A 16,920-nucleotide genomic window follows, 5' to 3' on the forward strand; every position below is an offset into this window, starting at 1 on the left:
CTTTCCTGCTACTTATGCAAAAAAACGAGTGAGTAAACGATTATATTCTTGTGTTTTCTCCAAAATAGGTAAATGTCCACAGTTACCTAGAATGACCAATTCAGCTTGTGGCATAAACCATTTCGTTTGTAGGACGCTAAACAAAGGATTTACCTCATCATACTGTCCTCCGATGATTAAAGTAGGAACACGAACAAACGGTAAGATAGGAAGATAATTCGATTTTATCGCTGAAAAAGAGGATGCGATGTAGGGCATTTTTTTAATAAGAAACATTTTTTTAGCCGCATGAATTAAATTGGGCTCTTTTCTATACAAACACTTTTCAGCGGTGTAGGTTGTATACTCGTCGCTTGTTGATGAATGCAAATTACTTGCACCTTTCATAACCGTCAATTGCCCCAAATATGTGGGAGCATAAGAAAATGTATTAGATAAAACCATAGATTGGACGATATTATTATTTTGACAATAAATTTCTTGAACGACTAGTCCTCCCATTGAAAGTCCACAAAAATGAGCTTTTTCAATGCCTAAAGAGGCAAGAAGCGATAAAATATCTTGTGCAAATACCGAAATTGAAATATTATCATATTCTTCCGATTCACCATGTCCGCGAAGGTCGGGTATGATCAATCGATAATTGGAGGATAATTCGTATTGGTTTTCCCAGGATTCCTTTATACTTCCTAATCCATGAATTAACACTACAGGTTCACCTTGACCGATATCTAAATAATGGATGGTATTGACCTCCTTTACTATGTTTATTATTGTCTAGTGTTCCCGTGCAACTTCCCATTATTCCTATTTTATTCAAAGGGAAGAAGAAGGCTACATTTCTTCTTTAATAACCAGGGAAGTCATTTTGTCTTTTCGTGAAAATCCGATACAATAGTAGATAAGAACATTTAGTGGTGAAATGGAGGATTTCGTTGTGCCTAAAGCAGTAACTTTACAAAAAGAAGCAATGGACATGCTAAAAAAGACAAGCAGAACTTTTTATATACCAATCACTTTTTTGGAACCGAAACTTAAAAAGGCCGTTGGATCTGCTTATTTAGTGATGCGTGCAATAGATGAAATAGAGGATCATGAAGCACTAGGATCAAAGGAGAAACAAGCACTATTGCGTGCAACGAGTAAAATGTTAGCAACTGGATTTAATACAAAAGAGTACGAACAATTAGTAGAACCTTTTAAAGATATATTGCCAGAGGTTTCATTAAGACTTGGCGATTGGCTTGAAATTTGTCCAGTGGATTTAGTGGACAAAGTAAAAGAGTCTTCAAGCGAGATGGCAGAAGGTATGGCCAAATGGGTAGAAAAGAATTGGCAAGTAAAAACAAAAGAAGATCTTGATGAGTATACATATTACGTTGCAGGTTTAGTAGGAGTAATGCTTTCTAACTTATGGAAGGCTAGTGCAGATGTCCATACAGACCGAGAGCTGGCAATTGCATACGGACGAGGTTTGCAGGCAGTAAATATATTGCGCAATAAAGACGAAGATAAAGAACGCGGAGTTCAGTTCTTCCCAGAAGGGTGGACACGTGAAGACATGTTTCAATATGCGGAAGGTAATTTAGCCAAAGCGGATGAATACATGAAATCCATCAATCGTCGTAACATTAAATTATTCTGTAAGCTACCACTAGCACTTGCACACAAAACATTAAAAGCGTTAAAGAGTGGGAAAGAGAAAATGACTCGTGCGGAAGTAGAAGCAACGGTGGAAGAAGTGCAAACAGAGGTTTAATGAAATAAAGTGATTATAATAATAAAAACCAGACAAATTTTGTCTGGTTTTTTGTATGCAAGGATCTATTATTGAGCTGTATACCCACCATCAATTGTTAAGCTATTACCTGTCATGAATGAAGAATCATCTGAAGCCATGAATAGTACAGCTTTTGCCATTTCTTCTGATTGACCAAGGCGCTTCATTGGTGTCATCGTTGCAAGTATTTGTTTGCTTTCTTCAGGAATAATCGGTGTGTCGATGAAACCTGGGCATAATGAGTTTACACGAATATTTTGCTCTGCATATTCCAGTGCAAGTGAGCGTGTTAAGTTAATAACGCCGCCTTTTGCTGCATTGTAAGCTGCCGAGCCAGGTGATCCAACCCATCCATACATAGAGGCTGTGTTGACAATCGAGCCGCCACCTGATTTTAGCATTTCACGAATTGCTTCACGAGCGACTAAAAATACGCCATCTAAGTCAACGTTTACTGTGTTGCGCCATTCAGCGTATTCTAGCGTATGTGATGGATGAACACGACCAATTCCTGCGTTATTGAAAACGATGTCTACTTTACCGAAAGCTTCAATTGTTTGTTTGAAAATAGCTTGTACATCTTCTTCACTTGTAATATTTGCTTTCACAAAAATTGCTTCGGCATTGTTTGTTTTTAATTCTGCTTGGAATGCTTTCCCTTTTTCCTCATTTAAATCAACAAGAACTACTTTTGCACCTTCTGAAACGAAAAGTCTTGCTGTTGCAGCACCAATACCTGATGCGCCACCTGTGATAACTGCTACTTTGTTTTGTAATTTACCCATAAGAATCTCCTCCAAAATTAATATTGCACGAGAACAATTGTATGTTGTTATAATTGACAGATATATGACTAATTAGACTATTCGTTTACAAGTTAATTTTATCACTTTACTTTCACTAAACAATCACTACTTAATCATTAAGTGTCTAAACGGTAGACACCCTGAATTGATTCGTCTATTTACAGGAGGTTATTTAATGAACAACGAACAATATGAACTTTCACAACGACAAAATCGGACAAGAGAACATTTAAAACAAGCCTTTATCCAACTGATAAAAGAAAAAGGTTATCATGCTGTTACTGTGAAAGATATTGTGGATCAAGCCGCTTACAATCGTAGTACTTTTTACTTGCATTTCCAAGATAAAATAGAATTAGCGGATGATTTACTTCATTCAATGCTTCAAGGTCTGGAAGATTCAGTTGGGAAGCCATATGTTCATGGGCAAAAAGTATATACAACGAAGTTGAATTTTCCCTCATTTAATCTGGTGACTTATATTTATGAACATCGCCATTTTTTTGAACTTATTAAATATGAGGACACATTACCTGGTTTACATACGCAATTACCATCAACGATTACCAAAATTTACAATGAACAATTTATCTTCAAAACGATTAACGATATTCCCGTCAATATGGATTATTTTAAACGTTATACGTCTTATGGTTTTTACGGACTTATCATCCATTGGATTTCAAACGACTTCCATACTCCCCAGGAGGAATTTATCCAAGACGTAATTGACCTATCAAAAACACATATTTATTCATTTGAGTATGTGGGGCGTTAATATGAGTTTATAGTGGAAATTAGTTTCCTTCATAATATGGCTAGTTGTATACTTATAATTGAAGGTGAAGATTTCCACATACCATATTTACTATACGAGGAGGTATTACAAATGTTATCTAAAAAACTACATGAAGCATTGAACGAGCAAATGAATTTCGAATTTTATTCTGCACATGCTTATCTAGCTATGGCAGCATACTGCACAGTAGAAACGTATGATGGATTCGCCAATTTCTTTTTAGTACAAGCTGAAGAGGAACGCTACCATGCGATGAAATTTTACAACTTTTTAAGTGACCTAGGATATAGAGCAACAATTGATGGTTTCGATCAACCACATAATGAATTCACATCTATTTTAAATGCATTTGAATCCGCATTAGCACATGAAAAAGAAGTAACACGTCGTATTTATAACTTATCTGATATCGCTTTAGACGAGCGCGAACATGCAACGATGGCGTTTCTAAAATGGTTTATCGATGAGCAAGTAGAAGAAGAATCAACATTCGACACACTAATTAACAAAATTAAACGAATTCAAAATGACTCAAATGCAATCTTTATGCTAGATTCTGAGCTAGCGTCACGTACATTTACACCGAATGAAGCATAAATAATAGCAGTTAATAATGATTTAATTAATCAAATAGAAAATCCCAAGAAGAAAAGCAATTCTTCTTGGGATTTTTTATGTTAACAGGGGAATGAGTTAACTAATTTCCATAAAAATGTTTACACAAGTGAAAATTCAAGCTATGATTTATTTATTCATAGATGTCGACTTCTTTTGAAAATTTATAATAGTTCGCTATATTAACGGGGGAAGAAAATGAAAACAAAAGAGATGGTATTTGCCGCATTATTTGCTGCATTAATAGGGGTATTGGGGATGATTCCTCCAATTCCACTGGGCTTTATTCCTGTACCAATCACAGCACAAACACTTGGAGTTATGCTAGCAGGGAGCTTTTTAGGAAAGAAAACGGGTGCACTTAGTTTGATTTTATTTATCGTATTAGTCGCTCTAGGTCTACCTTTGTTGTCAGGTGGGCGAGGAGGTCTTGCTCCATTAGTAGGTCCATCTGCTGGGTATATATTAAGTTGGCCGATTGCTGCATTTTGTATCGGACTTGCTATTGAAAAAGTATGGCCAACGTTAAAAGTATGGAAAGTGATTGTTATCAATTTTATTTTTGGCGTTGTACTTGTTAGTTTAATAGGCGCACCGGTAATGGCAATTATCACAAATACTTCCGTTTGGGCTGGACTTGTGGGGGCTGTAGCATTTTTACCAGGAGATTTAATGAAAGCTATAATTGTAGCCATAATTGCTGTGCAAATAAAAGCTGTTAGTCCAATTGAGCAGAAAGTTAATATCTAAAATATAGAACGATTAAATTAGGATGATGAGAGATGAATCTAGTAGAACCATTGTTACATAATGCAAAAGAGCACCCTGACAAAATTGCCTTAACAGATGGAAAGGAATCCCGTACATATTCAGAGCTTGTGCAATCGATGAAAAAAGTAGCTTGCGGTTTCCAGCAAAATGATTTTAAACACGAAAATATAGCTATTTTATCCGCCAATCGTATTGAGTTTGTGGAAGTTTTTCTCGGTGCTATTTATGCGGGCTGCGTCCCTATCCCGCTAGATCCAAAATGGAGTACAAATGAATTAATGACCATTTTACAGCAGTGTAAACCTAAAATGATTTTTGTAGAGGAAACATTAGTAGCAAATCTGAATTTACAAGAGAAAGAGATGCAAATGTTGACCTTTTCTGCTGGTGAAGCGGCCTCCTATAACAACTGGATAGCTCATTTAAAAACGGAAGCCAAGATGGATAACACGAACGAATTATTATTTATCGGTTTTACATCAGGTACAACAGGTATTCCAAAAGGATATATGCGTACTCATTTGTCGTGGATTAAGAGCTTTGCCGTGACGAATGAAGCATTCCGATTCGAAGAGATGGAGCATATTTTAGCTCCAGGTCCGTTCGTCCAATCATTGTCATTGTTTGCTTTAATGCAGAGCTTGTATAGTGGGGCTACTTTTCATATTTTGCCTAAGTTTAATGCTACGGAAGTTTTACTGCTTTGCCATCAGCATCCCAATGCAATTTTATTTGTAGTTCCAACGATGATTGAATCAATGCTTGAGCAAACTGCATCAGGACAGGTGCATATCCAAGCGCTGATTTCCTCAGGTTCAAAATGGTCAGAGGCGTCCAAGAAAAAGGCGAAGGAAATGTTCGGTGAAGCAAGGTTATATGAATTCTACGGTTCATCTGAAGCGAGTTATATTAGTTATTTAGATGTATATGCAGAAAACAAACCAAACTCTTTAGGGAAACCTTTTGCAGGTGTTCAAGTATCGATTCGCGATGAACGTTTTCAGGAGGTACCATTTGGAACAATAGGACAGCTGTATATCCAAAGTGACATGATATTTTTAGGATACCATCATATGCCGAAAGAGACGGAAGCAGTTTTTCGAGACGGTTGGCTCATGCTTGGAGATTACATATCGATGGACGAAGATGGGAGTTTGTACTTGGCGGGTCGTGTTAAAAATATGTTGGTATCGGGTGGTCTTAATATTTACCCAGAAGAGGTAGAAGCGGTGCTACAACAACATCCTGCAATTCAAGAAGTGATGGTGCTTGGGATGCCTGATGAATACTGGGGAGAACGAGTAACGGCCCTTATAAAATGGGATGGGCAACAACGTCTATCAATAGAAGAAATAAAAGATTATTGTCGAAATAATTTAGCGAGTTACAAATTACCGAAGCAACTTATAACTGTGAATGATTTTATTTATACAAGTAGCGGAAAATTGGCACGTCAAGCGATGAAAGACTATGTGGAGAAGGTGATGGTATGACAGAAGCGGTGATTGTCATGGCGAAACGCACGCCAATAGGAAAGATGGGTGGCATGTTAAGCACACTTGAGCCGGAGAAGTTACTTGCACCGCTTATAAACCATATTGTAACGGAAACAAACTTGCCAAAGGATATCATTGATGATGTCATTATTGGAAATGTTGTAGGACCGGGAGGCAATATTGCTCGAGTTTCTGCGCTAGAAGCAGGGCTACCTGTCACCATTCCAGGCGTTACTGTAGACCGTCAATGTGGCTCTGGTTTAGAGGCAATCAATATTGCTACTAGATTAATTCAAAGTGGTGCTGGTGAGGTCTATTTAGCGGGTGGTGTTGAAAGTACGAGCCGTGCACCTTGGAAAATGGCTAAGCCTCAAACGTTAATGGGTACCCCAGAATTATATACACGTGCTCATTTCACACCAAGTGCTTTTGGTGATCCAGATATGGGAATTGCCGCTGAGAATGTTGCAAAAAAATATGCAATTACAAGAGAAGAACAAGACCGATTTTCCTTAGAGAGTCATCGAAAAGCAGTTGACTCTCAACAAAATGCGAGATTTGAACAGGAGATTGTGCCTCTTCAAGTGAATGGGGAATGGATTGCCGAAGATGAATGTCCTAGAGCTAATACGAGTATGGAAAAATTGCAAAAGTTGTTACCCGTTTTTCAAGAAAACGGTACGGTCACGGCGGGAAATGCATGTCCGCTAAATGACGGGGCTGCACTTATATTAATCATGTCTCGTGAAAAATGTGAAGAGCTAAACCTTAAGCCGATATTACGAGTAGTAGATGCTCAAGCAGTTGGCGTAGATCCAAACTATTTAGGAATTGGCCCAATTCCAGCTGTGCAAAAGGTGTTAAAGCGTCAGCAACTTACAGTAGATGAATTAGATATAGTTGAATTCAATGAAGCATTTGCCTCCCAAGTACTAGCTTCGCTAAAGGAGCTTCATATTCCATTAGAAAAGGTAAACCGAGGAGGCGGTGCATTAGCGATTGGTCATCCCTACGGAGCATCGGGTGCAATATTAATGACACGATTATGTGCTGAAATGTTACATAAACCTTATAAAAAGGGGCTTGCTACACTGGGCATTGGCGGTGGGATAGGGCTTGCAACGCTTGTGGAGGCAGTCGAATGAAAAAGCCACAGCAACAACTATATGTGACGTCTGAGTGGATTTCAAAGTACGCACAAAGTATAGAAGCTCCTTTGCAAACGCTCAATGGTATATTAATCGCACCTTCCACAATGCCTATAATATTTTGGCAAGAGTTCGATATTCCATGGCTTAAAGAGGAGATACCATTGATTCATGGTACGCAGCATTTTTCGTACGAGGCACCGATAGTTGCGGGCATGGTGTTGGATTGTGAGCTAGAGTTAACGAAAGTCGAAAAAAAGGTAGGTAAACAGGGAGTCCTTACTTTTTTGACACATACGCTCGTTTGTAAATGTGAAGGTGATCTCATTGTTACAGCGGAAACAGTATTAATCCAAGTAGGTGAACCACATGAAAAAACATATAACAGTTGAAGCAATAAAAAAATATGCAGCTGTTTCAAAAGATAAAGCGGGCATTCATCTAGATGTGGATGCTGCACAAAAGGCTGGATTCGAGCGTCCTCTCGCACATGGCATGTATATCATGGGACTAGCGCAATCCTTGTATATAAAAGAGCATCCTACGCAATGGATTACAGCATACAATATGAAATTTCAAAAACCACTTTTTGTAGACATGGTAGCAGTTTTTAAGTTTGAGCGCGTGGAAGATAGAATTGAGGTGACGGTTACAGCGGATACTGGCGATAGGATTGCTGCGGGGTCTTTTTTAGTAAAGGAGTTGCAACGATGAAAAAAGTAGCAATCATTACGGGTTCAACTAGGGGCATCGGAAAAGGGATTGCCATGCAACTAGCGCAATCACATTATCAAGTTGTCATTAATGGCACTAAGCAAGTGTTAATAGACGAAGTTGTTCAAGCAGTTCATAAAGCTGGTGGTGAGGCGATAGGCTATCTTGCCGACGTCGCAGATCCGAGTGGCGTCACTAAAATGGTTGATGCAGTTATAGCACAATTTGGCCACATAGATGTGCTAATACATAATGCAGGGAATTTGCATGATCAAAAATGTCTACGTATGACAGATGAAGAGTGGCAATCGGTAATAGATGTGCATTTGAACGGTGCTTTTTATAGCATTCAGCGAGTACTTCCTCATATGCAAGAAAATGGTGGCGACATACTATTAATGACCTCTACAGCCGGATTAGGGGGCTCTATTGGTCAGGTAAATTATAGTGCGGCAAAAGCAGGGATGCTCGGTATGATGTGGACGCTTGCGGCTGAACTAAAGCGCAATCATATTAGAGTGAATGCCATTTCACCAGCCGCCTTAACAGATATGACTAGACCCGTAATTGAACATATAAAGAAGAAATACACGAGTAAAAATGAGCCGTTTCCGGAATTTTGGGAAGTAGGAGAGGCGGATGATGTTGCTCGCTTTGTAGTGACGCTTCTTGCACAGGAAGATACAGATTTAACCGGTGAAATATTTGGTATAAATGGTTCGGAAGTGACGAAGTGGCAAAAGCCTGTTCCAGCATTCTCTGAAAATAGTATAGATGCATTTTTTACTACTTGGCAAAGCCAAAAGGGAAGTGAGTAAATGCTTACTTTCGATCACGTTTATTTTTATTATAAAAAAGGGCAGCCCATCATAGATGATATTAGCTTTACTATTAGAACGGGGGAGTTTGTGTCGATTGTGGGAGCAAATGGTAGTGGGAAATCTACTGTTGCAAAGCTAATAGACGGATTGTTATTACCAAGGAGTGGAACTGTAAAGCTTCATCAACTAGATACGGCAAAGCCGGCTGATCTTGACGAAATCCATCAGCAAATAGGCTTCGTATTTCAAAATCCAGAGGATCAATTTATCACAACAACCGTTATGGATGAAGTACTTTTTGGATTGCAAAATATACGTGTCCCAAGGGAAGAAATGCGTGGCAGAGTGGATGCTGCATTGCGTGCTGTACAGATGGAGGATTTTCTAGAAGCGATGCCTCACCAATTATCAGGAGGTCAGAAACAACGTGTAGCTATTGCTTCTATATTGGCAATGCAACCTCAAGTTATTATTTTCGACGAAGCAACATCTATGCTTGATCCACAAGGAAGAAAGCAAGTGTTATCTATTATGCACGATTTACATCGCCAGGGCATGACGATTATTCATATCACACATCATATGGAGGAAGCACTGACGGCTGAGCGTATTTTACTTATACACGGAGGATGTCTTCAATTTGATGGTGACCCGTTGACATTATTTGAAACAGTAGCTATTACAGACTATCAATTACAGCTACCTTTTACAGTTCGTTTACATAAAATCCTTCAACTAGAAAAGCCTTTAGCTGTAGATTGGAAAGAAGGGATTCGTTCACAATGGTCTATCAATTAAACAATGTGAGTATGAACTATTCTCTTCGAATGGCCCTGCGAAATGTAAGTTGCACAATCGAAGAAGGTAAGTGGATATCCATTATTGGTCAAACAGGTGCAGGAAAGTCCACGTTCGTCCAAGTGCTGAAAGGGTTGATTGCTAATATTGATGGGGACTATTTAATCGATCAATATCCTGTTAAAAGAGATGCCAAGGGACAACTAATGGTTATTCCAGAAATCGGCTTTGTTTTTCAATATCCAGAGCACCAACTATTTGAAACGACTGTCTTCAAGGAACTTTCTTTTGCACCAAAGCAACTGGGCTTGTCGAGTACGCAAATAACAGAGAGAATATCAAAAATATTACCGCAACTTGGACTGACAGAAGACATTTTACCATTAGCTCCGTTCCAATTAAGTGGTGGTCTTAAGCGCCGCGTAGCAATTGCCTCCGTATTAATGATGGAACCAAAGCTTCTTATTGTAGATGAACCAACTGCTGGTCTAGATCCAGTTAGTAAAGCCGCATTGCTACAATTACTGAAAAAATGGCAGCAACAAGAAAACCGTACGATTATATTTGTGTCGCATCAAATGGAAGATGTTGCAGAGTACTCGGATGAGGTAATGGTATTTCATGAAGGTCACCTTATGGGCCAATTGGACACTTGTACATTATTTTTGGAACAATCCCATTTGCTAGAGAAAATAGGATTGTCTTTGCCAGAATCTGTGCAGTTCTTGAAAATAGTAGAAGAATTGTCAGGTGAGAAGATTAAGGTCTCTAGTTGTAGAGAGCAGGAAATCTTCGAAAAGGTTCTCCCGCTTTGGAGGGCAAGGGGGCTTCAAAATGTCTGATACCGTTTTAATAGGTCAGTATATGGAAACGAATTCTGTGTTTCACCGACTTGATCCGAGGACGAAGATTTTAAGTATCTTTATCATCATGCTGAGTTTTCTAATGCTCAAAACTGGAACGAGTTATTTAATTGCAACTATGTTTGTATTTGGAATTTTAAAGCTATCGAAAATCCCGTTTTCTGTTTTTATGAAAGGGTTAAAGCCGATATTATTTATTTTGACCTTTACCTTCGTATACAATGTCATGCTCACAAAAGGGACTGTCATTTGGTCTTGGTCATTTATAGAGTTGACTATGGAAGGGCTACAAAATGGCGTGCGTTTCGTCTGGCGCATTGTTTTACTTGTGCTATTAGCTTCTATTTTAACGTTAACGACAAAACCATTAGAATTAGCTAGTGGTCTTGAAAAGCTATTAGCACCACTATCCAAACTCCGTGTCCCAGTAGAACAGTTTTCCTTAATGATCGTTATTGCGATTCGCTTTATCCCAACAATATTGCAGGAACTAGACCGAATTGTGCTCGCTCAAAAAGCAAGAGGGCATGATATCGGTAATTTACCGTTAATAAAGCGTATGCTTGCTTATATTCCGATTCTAGTTCCTTTACTGTTCACTACTATTCAGCGAGCGGAGCAGCTAACCTACGCAATTGATGCTCGTGCTTATGGCAAAGGCAAAGGAAGAACTGCCTATAAGCTATTGCAATTTCAGCAAATAGATTACGTAGTAGGGACGGTCGTTTTTTTATTTGTGATAACGGTGTTCATCATACGGTTAGGGGGAGTGTAGATGAAAGTATATGGTGCTGTCGTGGACAATGAAACGCGCTGTACGCATTATCATACAGAAAAAGATATTATAGCGATTAAATTTAAATGCTGTAATCGTTACTATCCTTGTTATAAATGCCATGAGGAAGATGCTGACCATAGTATTGAGCGTTGGTCCAAGCAACAGTTTGGTGAACTAGCTATTCTTTGTGGTAGTTGCCAGACGGAGTTAACGATTCATGAGTATATGCATACGGATAGCTGTACGCATTGTAGGGCAAGTTTTAATGAAAGATGTGCGGCACATTATCCGATTTACTTTGAATGATCATACTAACGGTTAAAATCCCAAGATGGACTTTCTTGGGATTTATTGGATTTCAATTAATAACACTAGGAAACATCAGAACATCGACTTCAGCAAGTAGCGGATTTGTAACGGAAATACGGTATTGAATACTGTTCGTTAAGTCGATTAAACCATCCGACCATTACCGAACTATGTGAACGAGCGGCATATTTATCTAATCTACCGAAAAAATCAGCATTTCAGTCCTATGATGCAAAGCTTCATCGAATTTCTTAAGCGATCGTTTCAATAGCTTTTTATTATAAAATGCAGTTGATTGGACTCGGTTAAAAGGGTGAAGAACTTAATGATTAGTTACATCGATGATATTAATCATCGGCTGTGATGAAAAATGTCATCTAAGTGAATCTTGAAATAGCGCGATTTATAAATAAAAAAGGAAAAAGTGATGAAAAAAGTCATCATTTTTTCCTTTTTTATTTTACCAATCCCCTATATTACGCAATTAGTAATTTGGCATGCTTCTTGCAATACAGATAAGTAACAAAAAGAAGGAGTGGTATAAATGAAAGATAAAGTAATTATTACAGCAGCTTTGACAGGTGCATTTCCGGCGAAGGACAAAAACCCGAATATTCCTTTGACACCTAAAGAAATCGCAGATGATGTTATCGAAGTGTGGAAAGCAGGAGCTGCCATAGCGCATTTGCATATGACTGACGAAGAAGGTAACGGTACGATGGATAAAGAAAGGTTTAAAGAAACGGTACAGCTTATTCGTCAACGCGAATGTGATATTATCTTAAATTTAACAACCTCAGGCGATTTGAATGCGACGGATGAAACACGTATGGCTCATTTAATCGAACTAAAACCTGAGATGGCATCATTTGATGCAGGAAGTATGAACTGGATGCACAAAACGATTTTTTTAAACACCCCTACTTTTTTAGAAAAGCTTGGACAAGTGATGATAGATAACAACGTGAAACCAGAAATTGAAGTCTTTGATTCAGGTATGCTATACAATACGCTTCATTACGTAAAAAAGGGATTAGTAGCAGAACCAACACATTATCAATTCGTTCTTGGCGCGCCAGGTGGTACAGCAGCTACTGTTGAAAATCTCGTATATTTAAAAAGTTTACTCCCTGAAAATTGTACATGGTCCGCTTTTGGTATCGGGCAAGGTCATTTACCAATCCTTTATACGACATTAGCGCTAGGTGGACATATTCGAGTTGGGATGGAAGACAATATATATTATGCAAAAGGCCAAATTGCAAAGTCAAATGCAGAGTTTGTGGAAAGAGCCGTTCGTATTATTCATGAATTAAATAAAGAAGTAGCAACTCCTGCTGAGGCACGACAAATTTTAGGCTTGAAATAAGGGAGAGTGGGAGCAAATGATAAAGACTATCGGCGTTATCGGTGCTGGCACAATGGGTCATGGTATTGCAACGAGTTTTGCAATTAGCGGATATGAAATCCATTTATACGATGTTGACGAGGGACGAGTAAACAGTGTAGCAGAGGATATAGAACAAGAGCTTCGTATATTAAGTGATGAAAAAGTGATCGAAGAATCCACTGTTTTGAAAGCACTCCAAAAAATAAGCTATTTCAATGACTTACGTGAAGCCGTTTCACAATGCGATTATGTGATAGAAGCGGCACCTGAAATTATAGAGCTTAAACAAAACCTTTTTAAACAATTAGATGCCTATTGTCCTGAGCATACGATTTTAGCAAGCAATACATCTAGTCTAGATTTGGAAAGTATGATGGTGCTCGTGAGCGAAGAGCGTAAACAACGTATGATGATCAATCATTGGTATAATCCGGCTCATATTATGCCAATTGTTGAGCTATCCTTCTTTGGCAATATGCCACTACATATTTATGAAAAAGTCGAGAAGCTCTATCAATCAATTAACAAGCAATGCGTTAAAGTTTTAAAGGACGTGCCGGGCCTAGTTGCGAATCGAATTCAACAAGGTATAGCAAGGGAAGTATTTTCGATAATTGAGCAAGGCATTGCTTCTTACGAGGATGTGGACCGAGCACTGAAATTCGGTCCTGCCTTCCGTTATGCCACGGCTGGTCAGCTAGAAATTGCCGATATGGGTGGACTCGATATTTGGTGTACGGTTGGGGATAATTTGTTAAAGGTAATGGACAATCGTCAACAATCTAATGAACTATTAAGAAGTAAAGTATTTAATGGAGAGCTTGGGATTAAAACGGGAAAAGGTTTTTTTGAGTACGATGAAAAGCAAAGTGCAGAGATTAAAAAACAATTTAATAGAAGGCTTATTCACCAGTTAAAAGCATCGGAAAGTTATATGTAGCAAACAAGGGGGACTTTTCATGATCAACAAATCATTGTTGTTTTTCGTAAAAGTGATGCGCAACTATTTACCGAATCCATTTACGCTAGCCTGGCTCATTACGCTAGTCGTAGCAGTTTTAGCATTAGTTTTTACGGATACAGCACCGACGGATCTAGTCGTCGATTGGGGTGGTGGTTTATTTTCACTTTTACCATTTGCCATGCAAATGAGTTTAATTCTTATAACGGGCTATGCTTTAGCATCCTCACAGGTCGTAAAAAAATTGTTGGCAAAGCTTGTAAAGTTACCTCGTACGCCGAAGCAAACAGTATTGTTTGTCGCTTTAGCATCAATGGGTCTGTACTACTTGAACTGGGGTCTAGGCTTAATTGCAGGTGGTTTTTTAGCAAAGGAAGCTGCTCGGCATCATAAAGACGTTGATTTCCGTCTATTAGTAACAGCTGCATTTTCAGGTATTATTATTACACACGGTGGTTTATCAGCATCTGTACCACTTCTTATTAATACGGCGGGACATTTTGCGGAAGAACAAATGGGATTGATTCCATTAACAGAAACAATTTTTGCGCCACAAGCATTATTTATTACCATTTCATTAGTTATTTTGATCCCACTTTTATGTGTATTAATGACGCCAAAGAAAGGACAAGAAGTACTTGTAGATACTTCTTTATTTGAAGACGAATTAAAGGAGCCTGAGAAAGTTGATATATCCAGTCTTACGTTAGCAGAACGACTTGATAAAAGTAGAATTATCGGATTATCACTAGGGCTTGTTGGCTTAGGATATCTATTACATTACTTCTTCAACAACGGCTTTAACTTAAATATTAATACTGTCATCCTTATTTTTATTGTTTTAGGGATTTTAGCGCACGGATCCCTAATTAATTATTCGAATGCCATTACAGCTGGGACATCATCCGCGGCTGGTATTATATTGCAGTTTCCTTTTTATGCAGGGATTATGGGAATTATGGATGAAAGCGGACTAGTCATGCTTATTTCCGATTGGATATTAAGCTTTGCTACATATGAAACATTCGAGTTATTTAGTTATTTTTCTTCTTTAGTTATTAGTATATTTGTTCCTTCAGCTGGGGGACATTGGGCTGTGCAAGCGCCGTTTATGCTGCCAGCAGCTGAGGCTTTAGGTGTAGAGTCCTGGAAAGTAGCAATGGGGGTTGCTTGGGGCGAAAGTATTTGGAATATCGTATGTCCATTCTGGGCGCTACCATTGATTGCTATCGTTAAAATCGATTTACGTGATTTGATTGGTTTCTCCGTTCTATTATTTATTGTCGGAAATATAGTAGCCATTGCAGGTATATTACTTTTCACGTAGTTTAATAACTATTACACCGATTTAAGTGCAATTTTTTTAAAGAAAAAAGACGAGATATTTATTGATTTTTACAAAGAAAAGGGTGCCCCAACTTGTTTATTGGGACACCCTTTCTATTTGTCATCTATCAAATTATACAATGAAAGAAAGTATTACAGCGGTACCAAACGCTACAAGTGCTTTCATAATCGTAATAACGAAAATGTCCCCATATGATTGGCGATGCGTAAGACCACAAATGGCAAGTATAGTTATCGTTGCACCACTATGTGGCAGGGAGTCTAAGCCACCTGCTGACATAGAGGCTACCCTATGAAGAAATTCTGGATCAATCCCCATGGAATTCGCTAAGTCAAGATAATGTTGCCCCATTACTTCTAGAGCAATCGACATCCCACCTGATGCGGATCCGACTACACCAGCAAGTACATTAACGGCAATAGACTCGGATATCAATGGATGAGAAGAGACTCCCGTAATTGCATTTCTGATTACTTCAAAACCAGGTAGTGTTTTCACAACATTTCCAAAACCTACTTCTGACGCTACATTGAATACAGCTAGTAAGGAACCGCTTGCTGCCAAAGTGAGTCCGGAAGAAAGCTTTGAAGGCGTAAATGATTTTATATTGATAAATAACGCAGCAATAATCCCTACAACAAGTGCAACAATAAGTGCCCATGTGGAACTCAAACTGCTCAAGTTTTGAACATTAAATGTTTCTTGCAATAATTCAGGTGCATACCAGTGACTAACTGCAAAACTTGTTTTAGTAAATACAAAGTTAAGAACGACTACCACTACTAAAGGTATAATTGCTAACCAAAAGTTTATTACTTTTTCATTTGGATTGATAACTGGTTCGTTTGTATGTCCTTCTCCATAACCTTCCCCAGCTAAATTTGCTTTATTAACTCTTCTTGATAACCAAAGATAGCCCAGTAAGAAAATGACTGATCCTGCAACAAGTCCTGTTATAGGGGCAGCGTAAGCATCCGTGCCAAAATAGTTTGTCGGAATAATATTTTGGATTTGAGGTGTACCTGGAAAGGCATCCATTGTATATGTACAACCACCCAAAACAATTACTGCAGGGATGAATCTCTTAGGTATACCTGCCTCACGAAAAACTGCTGCGGCAAATGGATATACTGCAAAAACTACAACGAATAGAGAAACTCCGCCATAAGTCAAAATAGAACAAGCGAGTATTGTCGCTAGAAGTGCTCTTTTAATACCAAAGATGTCCATAATTTTTTTCGCAATTGCGGTCGTAGCTCCGTTTAACTCCATTAGTTTTCCGAATACCGCACCTAAAATAAAAATAGGGAACCATGTTTTAATATAGTTTGCTAAATTCGGCATGTAAACTTCTGTATAACTAGGTAATAAAGCCACCCCGGAAAGAGCAACTGCCAATAATGTGACAATGGGGGCAATGACTATGACTGGAAAACCACGATAGGCTAAAAATATAAGTAATCCTAATGAGATGAGAATAGCAATAACTTCAATAAACATTGGCTGCACCGTCCTTTTCATAT

19 protein-coding genes are annotated in these 16,920 nt (G+C 38.4%); 16 read left to right on the forward strand and 3 right to left on the reverse strand.

The window, feature by feature from the left end:
• Positions 1 to 12: 12 nt before the first annotated feature.
• Positions 13 to 708 (reverse strand): alpha/beta fold hydrolase, encoded by a 696-nt coding sequence (locus tag BMZ04_RS12630; protein WP_177184433.1) that lies wholly within the window; start codon positions 706 to 708, stop codon positions 13 to 15.
• A gap of 214 nt (positions 709 to 922) precedes the next feature.
• Here BMZ04_RS12630 and BMZ04_RS12635 point away from each other — a divergent pair, with 214 nt between their 5' ends.
• Positions 923 to 1,759 carry a squalene/phytoene synthase family protein gene (locus BMZ04_RS12635; RefSeq protein ID WP_093270920.1) on the forward strand — a complete coding sequence of 279 codons (837 nt, stop codon included), beginning with the start codon at positions 923 to 925 and terminating at the stop codon, positions 1,757 to 1,759.
• A gap of 68 nt (positions 1,760 to 1,827) precedes the next feature.
• Here BMZ04_RS12635 and BMZ04_RS12640 read toward each other — a convergent pair whose 3' ends face one another.
• The gene (locus tag BMZ04_RS12640; protein WP_093270923.1) at positions 1,828 to 2,565 is read right to left on the reverse strand and encodes an SDR family NAD(P)-dependent oxidoreductase; all 738 of its coding nucleotides are present in this window, start codon (positions 2,563 to 2,565) and stop codon (positions 1,828 to 1,830) included.
• A 196-nt stretch (positions 2,566 to 2,761) separates the two neighbouring features.
• On the opposite strand from BMZ04_RS12640, the gene BMZ04_RS12645 reads away from it, so the two are divergent.
• The 15 genes from BMZ04_RS12645 to BMZ04_RS12715 all read left to right on the forward strand — a co-directional run bounded on the left by BMZ04_RS12645 (position 2,762) and on the right by BMZ04_RS12715 (position 15,376).
• Positions 2,762 to 3,364, forward strand: a complete 603-nt coding sequence (locus BMZ04_RS12645; RefSeq protein WP_093270926.1) for a TetR/AcrR family transcriptional regulator — start codon at positions 2,762 to 2,764, stop codon at positions 3,362 to 3,364.
• A gap of 111 nt (positions 3,365 to 3,475) precedes the next feature.
• Positions 3,476 to 3,982, forward strand: a complete 507-nt coding sequence (locus tag BMZ04_RS12650) for a ferritin (protein WP_093270930.1) — start codon at positions 3,476 to 3,478, stop codon at positions 3,980 to 3,982.
• Positions 3,983 to 4,198: 216 nt separating this feature from the next.
• Positions 4,199 to 4,750: a biotin transporter BioY gene (locus BMZ04_RS12655; RefSeq protein ID WP_093270935.1), complete on the forward strand. Its 552-nt coding sequence runs from the start codon at positions 4,199 to 4,201 to the stop codon at positions 4,748 to 4,750.
• Between the two features lie 32 nt (positions 4,751 to 4,782).
• Positions 4,783 to 6,264 carry an AMP-binding protein gene (locus BMZ04_RS12660; protein ID WP_093270939.1) on the forward strand — a complete coding sequence of 494 codons (1,482 nt, stop codon included), beginning with the start codon at positions 4,783 to 4,785 and terminating at the stop codon, positions 6,262 to 6,264.
• Positions 6,261 to 7,412 carry a thiolase family protein gene (locus BMZ04_RS12665; protein WP_093270943.1) on the forward strand — a complete coding sequence of 384 codons (1,152 nt, stop codon included), beginning with the start codon at positions 6,261 to 6,263 and terminating at the stop codon, positions 7,410 to 7,412. Before BMZ04_RS12660 ends, BMZ04_RS12665 begins: the two co-directional genes overlap by 4 nt.
• On the forward strand, positions 7,409 to 7,807 hold the full coding sequence (locus tag BMZ04_RS12670; RefSeq protein ID WP_093270947.1) for an FAS1-like dehydratase domain-containing protein: 399 nt from the start codon (positions 7,409 to 7,411) through the stop codon (positions 7,805 to 7,807). Before BMZ04_RS12665 ends, BMZ04_RS12670 begins: the two co-directional genes overlap by 4 nt.
• Positions 7,785 to 8,129: a MaoC family dehydratase gene (locus BMZ04_RS12675; protein WP_093270952.1), complete on the forward strand. Its 345-nt coding sequence runs from the start codon at positions 7,785 to 7,787 to the stop codon at positions 8,127 to 8,129. Before BMZ04_RS12670 ends, BMZ04_RS12675 begins: the two co-directional genes overlap by 23 nt.
• A complete protein-coding gene (locus tag BMZ04_RS12680) occupies positions 8,126 to 8,947 on the forward strand; it encodes an SDR family NAD(P)-dependent oxidoreductase (RefSeq protein ID WP_093270956.1) in 822 nt (273 codons plus the stop codon). Before BMZ04_RS12675 ends, BMZ04_RS12680 begins: the two co-directional genes overlap by 4 nt.
• A complete protein-coding gene (locus BMZ04_RS12685) occupies positions 8,948 to 9,748 on the forward strand; it encodes an energy-coupling factor transporter ATPase (protein WP_093270959.1) in 801 nt (266 codons plus the stop codon).
• 11 nt (positions 9,749 to 9,759) lie between these two features.
• Positions 9,760 to 10,590 (forward strand): ATP-binding cassette domain-containing protein, encoded by an 831-nt coding sequence (locus BMZ04_RS12690; RefSeq protein WP_255367921.1) that lies wholly within the window; start codon positions 9,760 to 9,762, stop codon positions 10,588 to 10,590.
• Positions 10,583 to 11,386 carry an energy-coupling factor transporter transmembrane component T family protein gene (locus BMZ04_RS12695; RefSeq protein ID WP_093270966.1) on the forward strand — a complete coding sequence of 268 codons (804 nt, stop codon included), beginning with the start codon at positions 10,583 to 10,585 and terminating at the stop codon, positions 11,384 to 11,386. Before BMZ04_RS12690 ends, BMZ04_RS12695 begins: the two co-directional genes overlap by 8 nt.
• Positions 11,387 to 11,695, forward strand: a complete 309-nt coding sequence (locus tag BMZ04_RS12700) for a CHY zinc finger protein (RefSeq protein ID WP_093270970.1) — start codon at positions 11,387 to 11,389, stop codon at positions 11,693 to 11,695.
• A gap of 547 nt (positions 11,696 to 12,242) precedes the next feature.
• The gene (locus BMZ04_RS12705; RefSeq protein WP_093270975.1) at positions 12,243 to 13,067 is read left to right on the forward strand and encodes a beta-keto acid cleavage family enzyme; all 825 of its coding nucleotides are present in this window, start codon (positions 12,243 to 12,245) and stop codon (positions 13,065 to 13,067) included.
• A gap of 16 nt (positions 13,068 to 13,083) precedes the next feature.
• Positions 13,084 to 14,028 carry a 3-hydroxyacyl-CoA dehydrogenase family protein gene (locus BMZ04_RS12710; RefSeq protein ID WP_093270980.1) on the forward strand — a complete coding sequence of 315 codons (945 nt, stop codon included), beginning with the start codon at positions 13,084 to 13,086 and terminating at the stop codon, positions 14,026 to 14,028.
• 19 nt (positions 14,029 to 14,047) lie between these two features.
• Positions 14,048 to 15,376, forward strand: a complete 1,329-nt coding sequence (locus BMZ04_RS12715) for a short-chain fatty acid transporter (protein ID WP_093270984.1) — start codon at positions 14,048 to 14,050, stop codon at positions 15,374 to 15,376.
• Positions 15,377 to 15,508: 132 nt separating this feature from the next.
• Here the strand turns inward: BMZ04_RS12715 and BMZ04_RS12720 are convergent, their stop codons facing one another.
• The gene (locus BMZ04_RS12720) at positions 15,509 to 16,897 is read right to left on the reverse strand and encodes a GntP family permease (protein ID WP_093270987.1); all 1,389 of its coding nucleotides are present in this window, start codon (positions 16,895 to 16,897) and stop codon (positions 15,509 to 15,511) included.
• Between the last annotated feature and the right edge of the window lie 23 nt (positions 16,898 to 16,920).

Source organism: Psychrobacillus sp. OK032, from assembly GCF_900111345.1.
GTDB lineage: Bacteria > Bacillota > Bacilli > Bacillales_A > Planococcaceae > Psychrobacillus.

Coding starts and splice junctions, on each gene's coding strand:
- BMZ04_RS12720 (WP_093270987.1), bottom strand. CDS start 16,897: ATGTTTATTGAAGTTATTGCTATTCTCATCTCATTAGGATTACTTATA.
- BMZ04_RS12675 (WP_093270952.1), top strand. CDS start 7,785: ATGAAAAAACATATAACAGTTGAAGCAATAAAAAAATATGCAGCTGTT.
- BMZ04_RS12650 (WP_093270930.1), top strand. CDS start 3,476: ATGTTATCTAAAAAACTACATGAAGCATTGAACGAGCAAATGAATTTC.
- BMZ04_RS12680 (WP_093270956.1), top strand. CDS start 8,126: ATGAAAAAAGTAGCAATCATTACGGGTTCAACTAGGGGCATCGGAAAA.
- BMZ04_RS12685 (WP_093270959.1), top strand. CDS start 8,948: ATGCTTACTTTCGATCACGTTTATTTTTATTATAAAAAAGGGCAGCCC.
- BMZ04_RS12645 (WP_093270926.1), top strand. CDS start 2,762: ATGAACAACGAACAATATGAACTTTCACAACGACAAAATCGGACAAGA.
- BMZ04_RS12715 (WP_093270984.1), top strand. CDS start 14,048: ATGATCAACAAATCATTGTTGTTTTTCGTAAAAGTGATGCGCAACTAT.
- BMZ04_RS12670 (WP_093270947.1), top strand. CDS start 7,409: ATGAAAAAGCCACAGCAACAACTATATGTGACGTCTGAGTGGATTTCA.
- BMZ04_RS12710 (WP_093270980.1), top strand. CDS start 13,084: ATGATAAAGACTATCGGCGTTATCGGTGCTGGCACAATGGGTCATGGT.
- BMZ04_RS12660 (WP_093270939.1), top strand. CDS start 4,783: ATGAATCTAGTAGAACCATTGTTACATAATGCAAAAGAGCACCCTGAC.
- BMZ04_RS12640 (WP_093270923.1), bottom strand. CDS start 2,565: ATGGGTAAATTACAAAACAAAGTAGCAGTTATCACAGGTGGCGCATCA.
- BMZ04_RS12695 (WP_093270966.1), top strand. CDS start 10,583: ATGTCTGATACCGTTTTAATAGGTCAGTATATGGAAACGAATTCTGTG.
- BMZ04_RS12700 (WP_093270970.1), top strand. CDS start 11,387: ATGAAAGTATATGGTGCTGTCGTGGACAATGAAACGCGCTGTACGCAT.
- BMZ04_RS12655 (WP_093270935.1), top strand. CDS start 4,199: ATGAAAACAAAAGAGATGGTATTTGCCGCATTATTTGCTGCATTAATA.
- BMZ04_RS12690 (WP_255367921.1), top strand. CDS start 9,760: ATGAACTATTCTCTTCGAATGGCCCTGCGAAATGTAAGTTGCACAATC.
- BMZ04_RS12705 (WP_093270975.1), top strand. CDS start 12,243: ATGAAAGATAAAGTAATTATTACAGCAGCTTTGACAGGTGCATTTCCG.
- BMZ04_RS12665 (WP_093270943.1), top strand. CDS start 6,261: ATGACAGAAGCGGTGATTGTCATGGCGAAACGCACGCCAATAGGAAAG.
- BMZ04_RS12635 (WP_093270920.1), top strand. CDS start 923: ATGGAGGATTTCGTTGTGCCTAAAGCAGTAACTTTACAAAAAGAAGCA.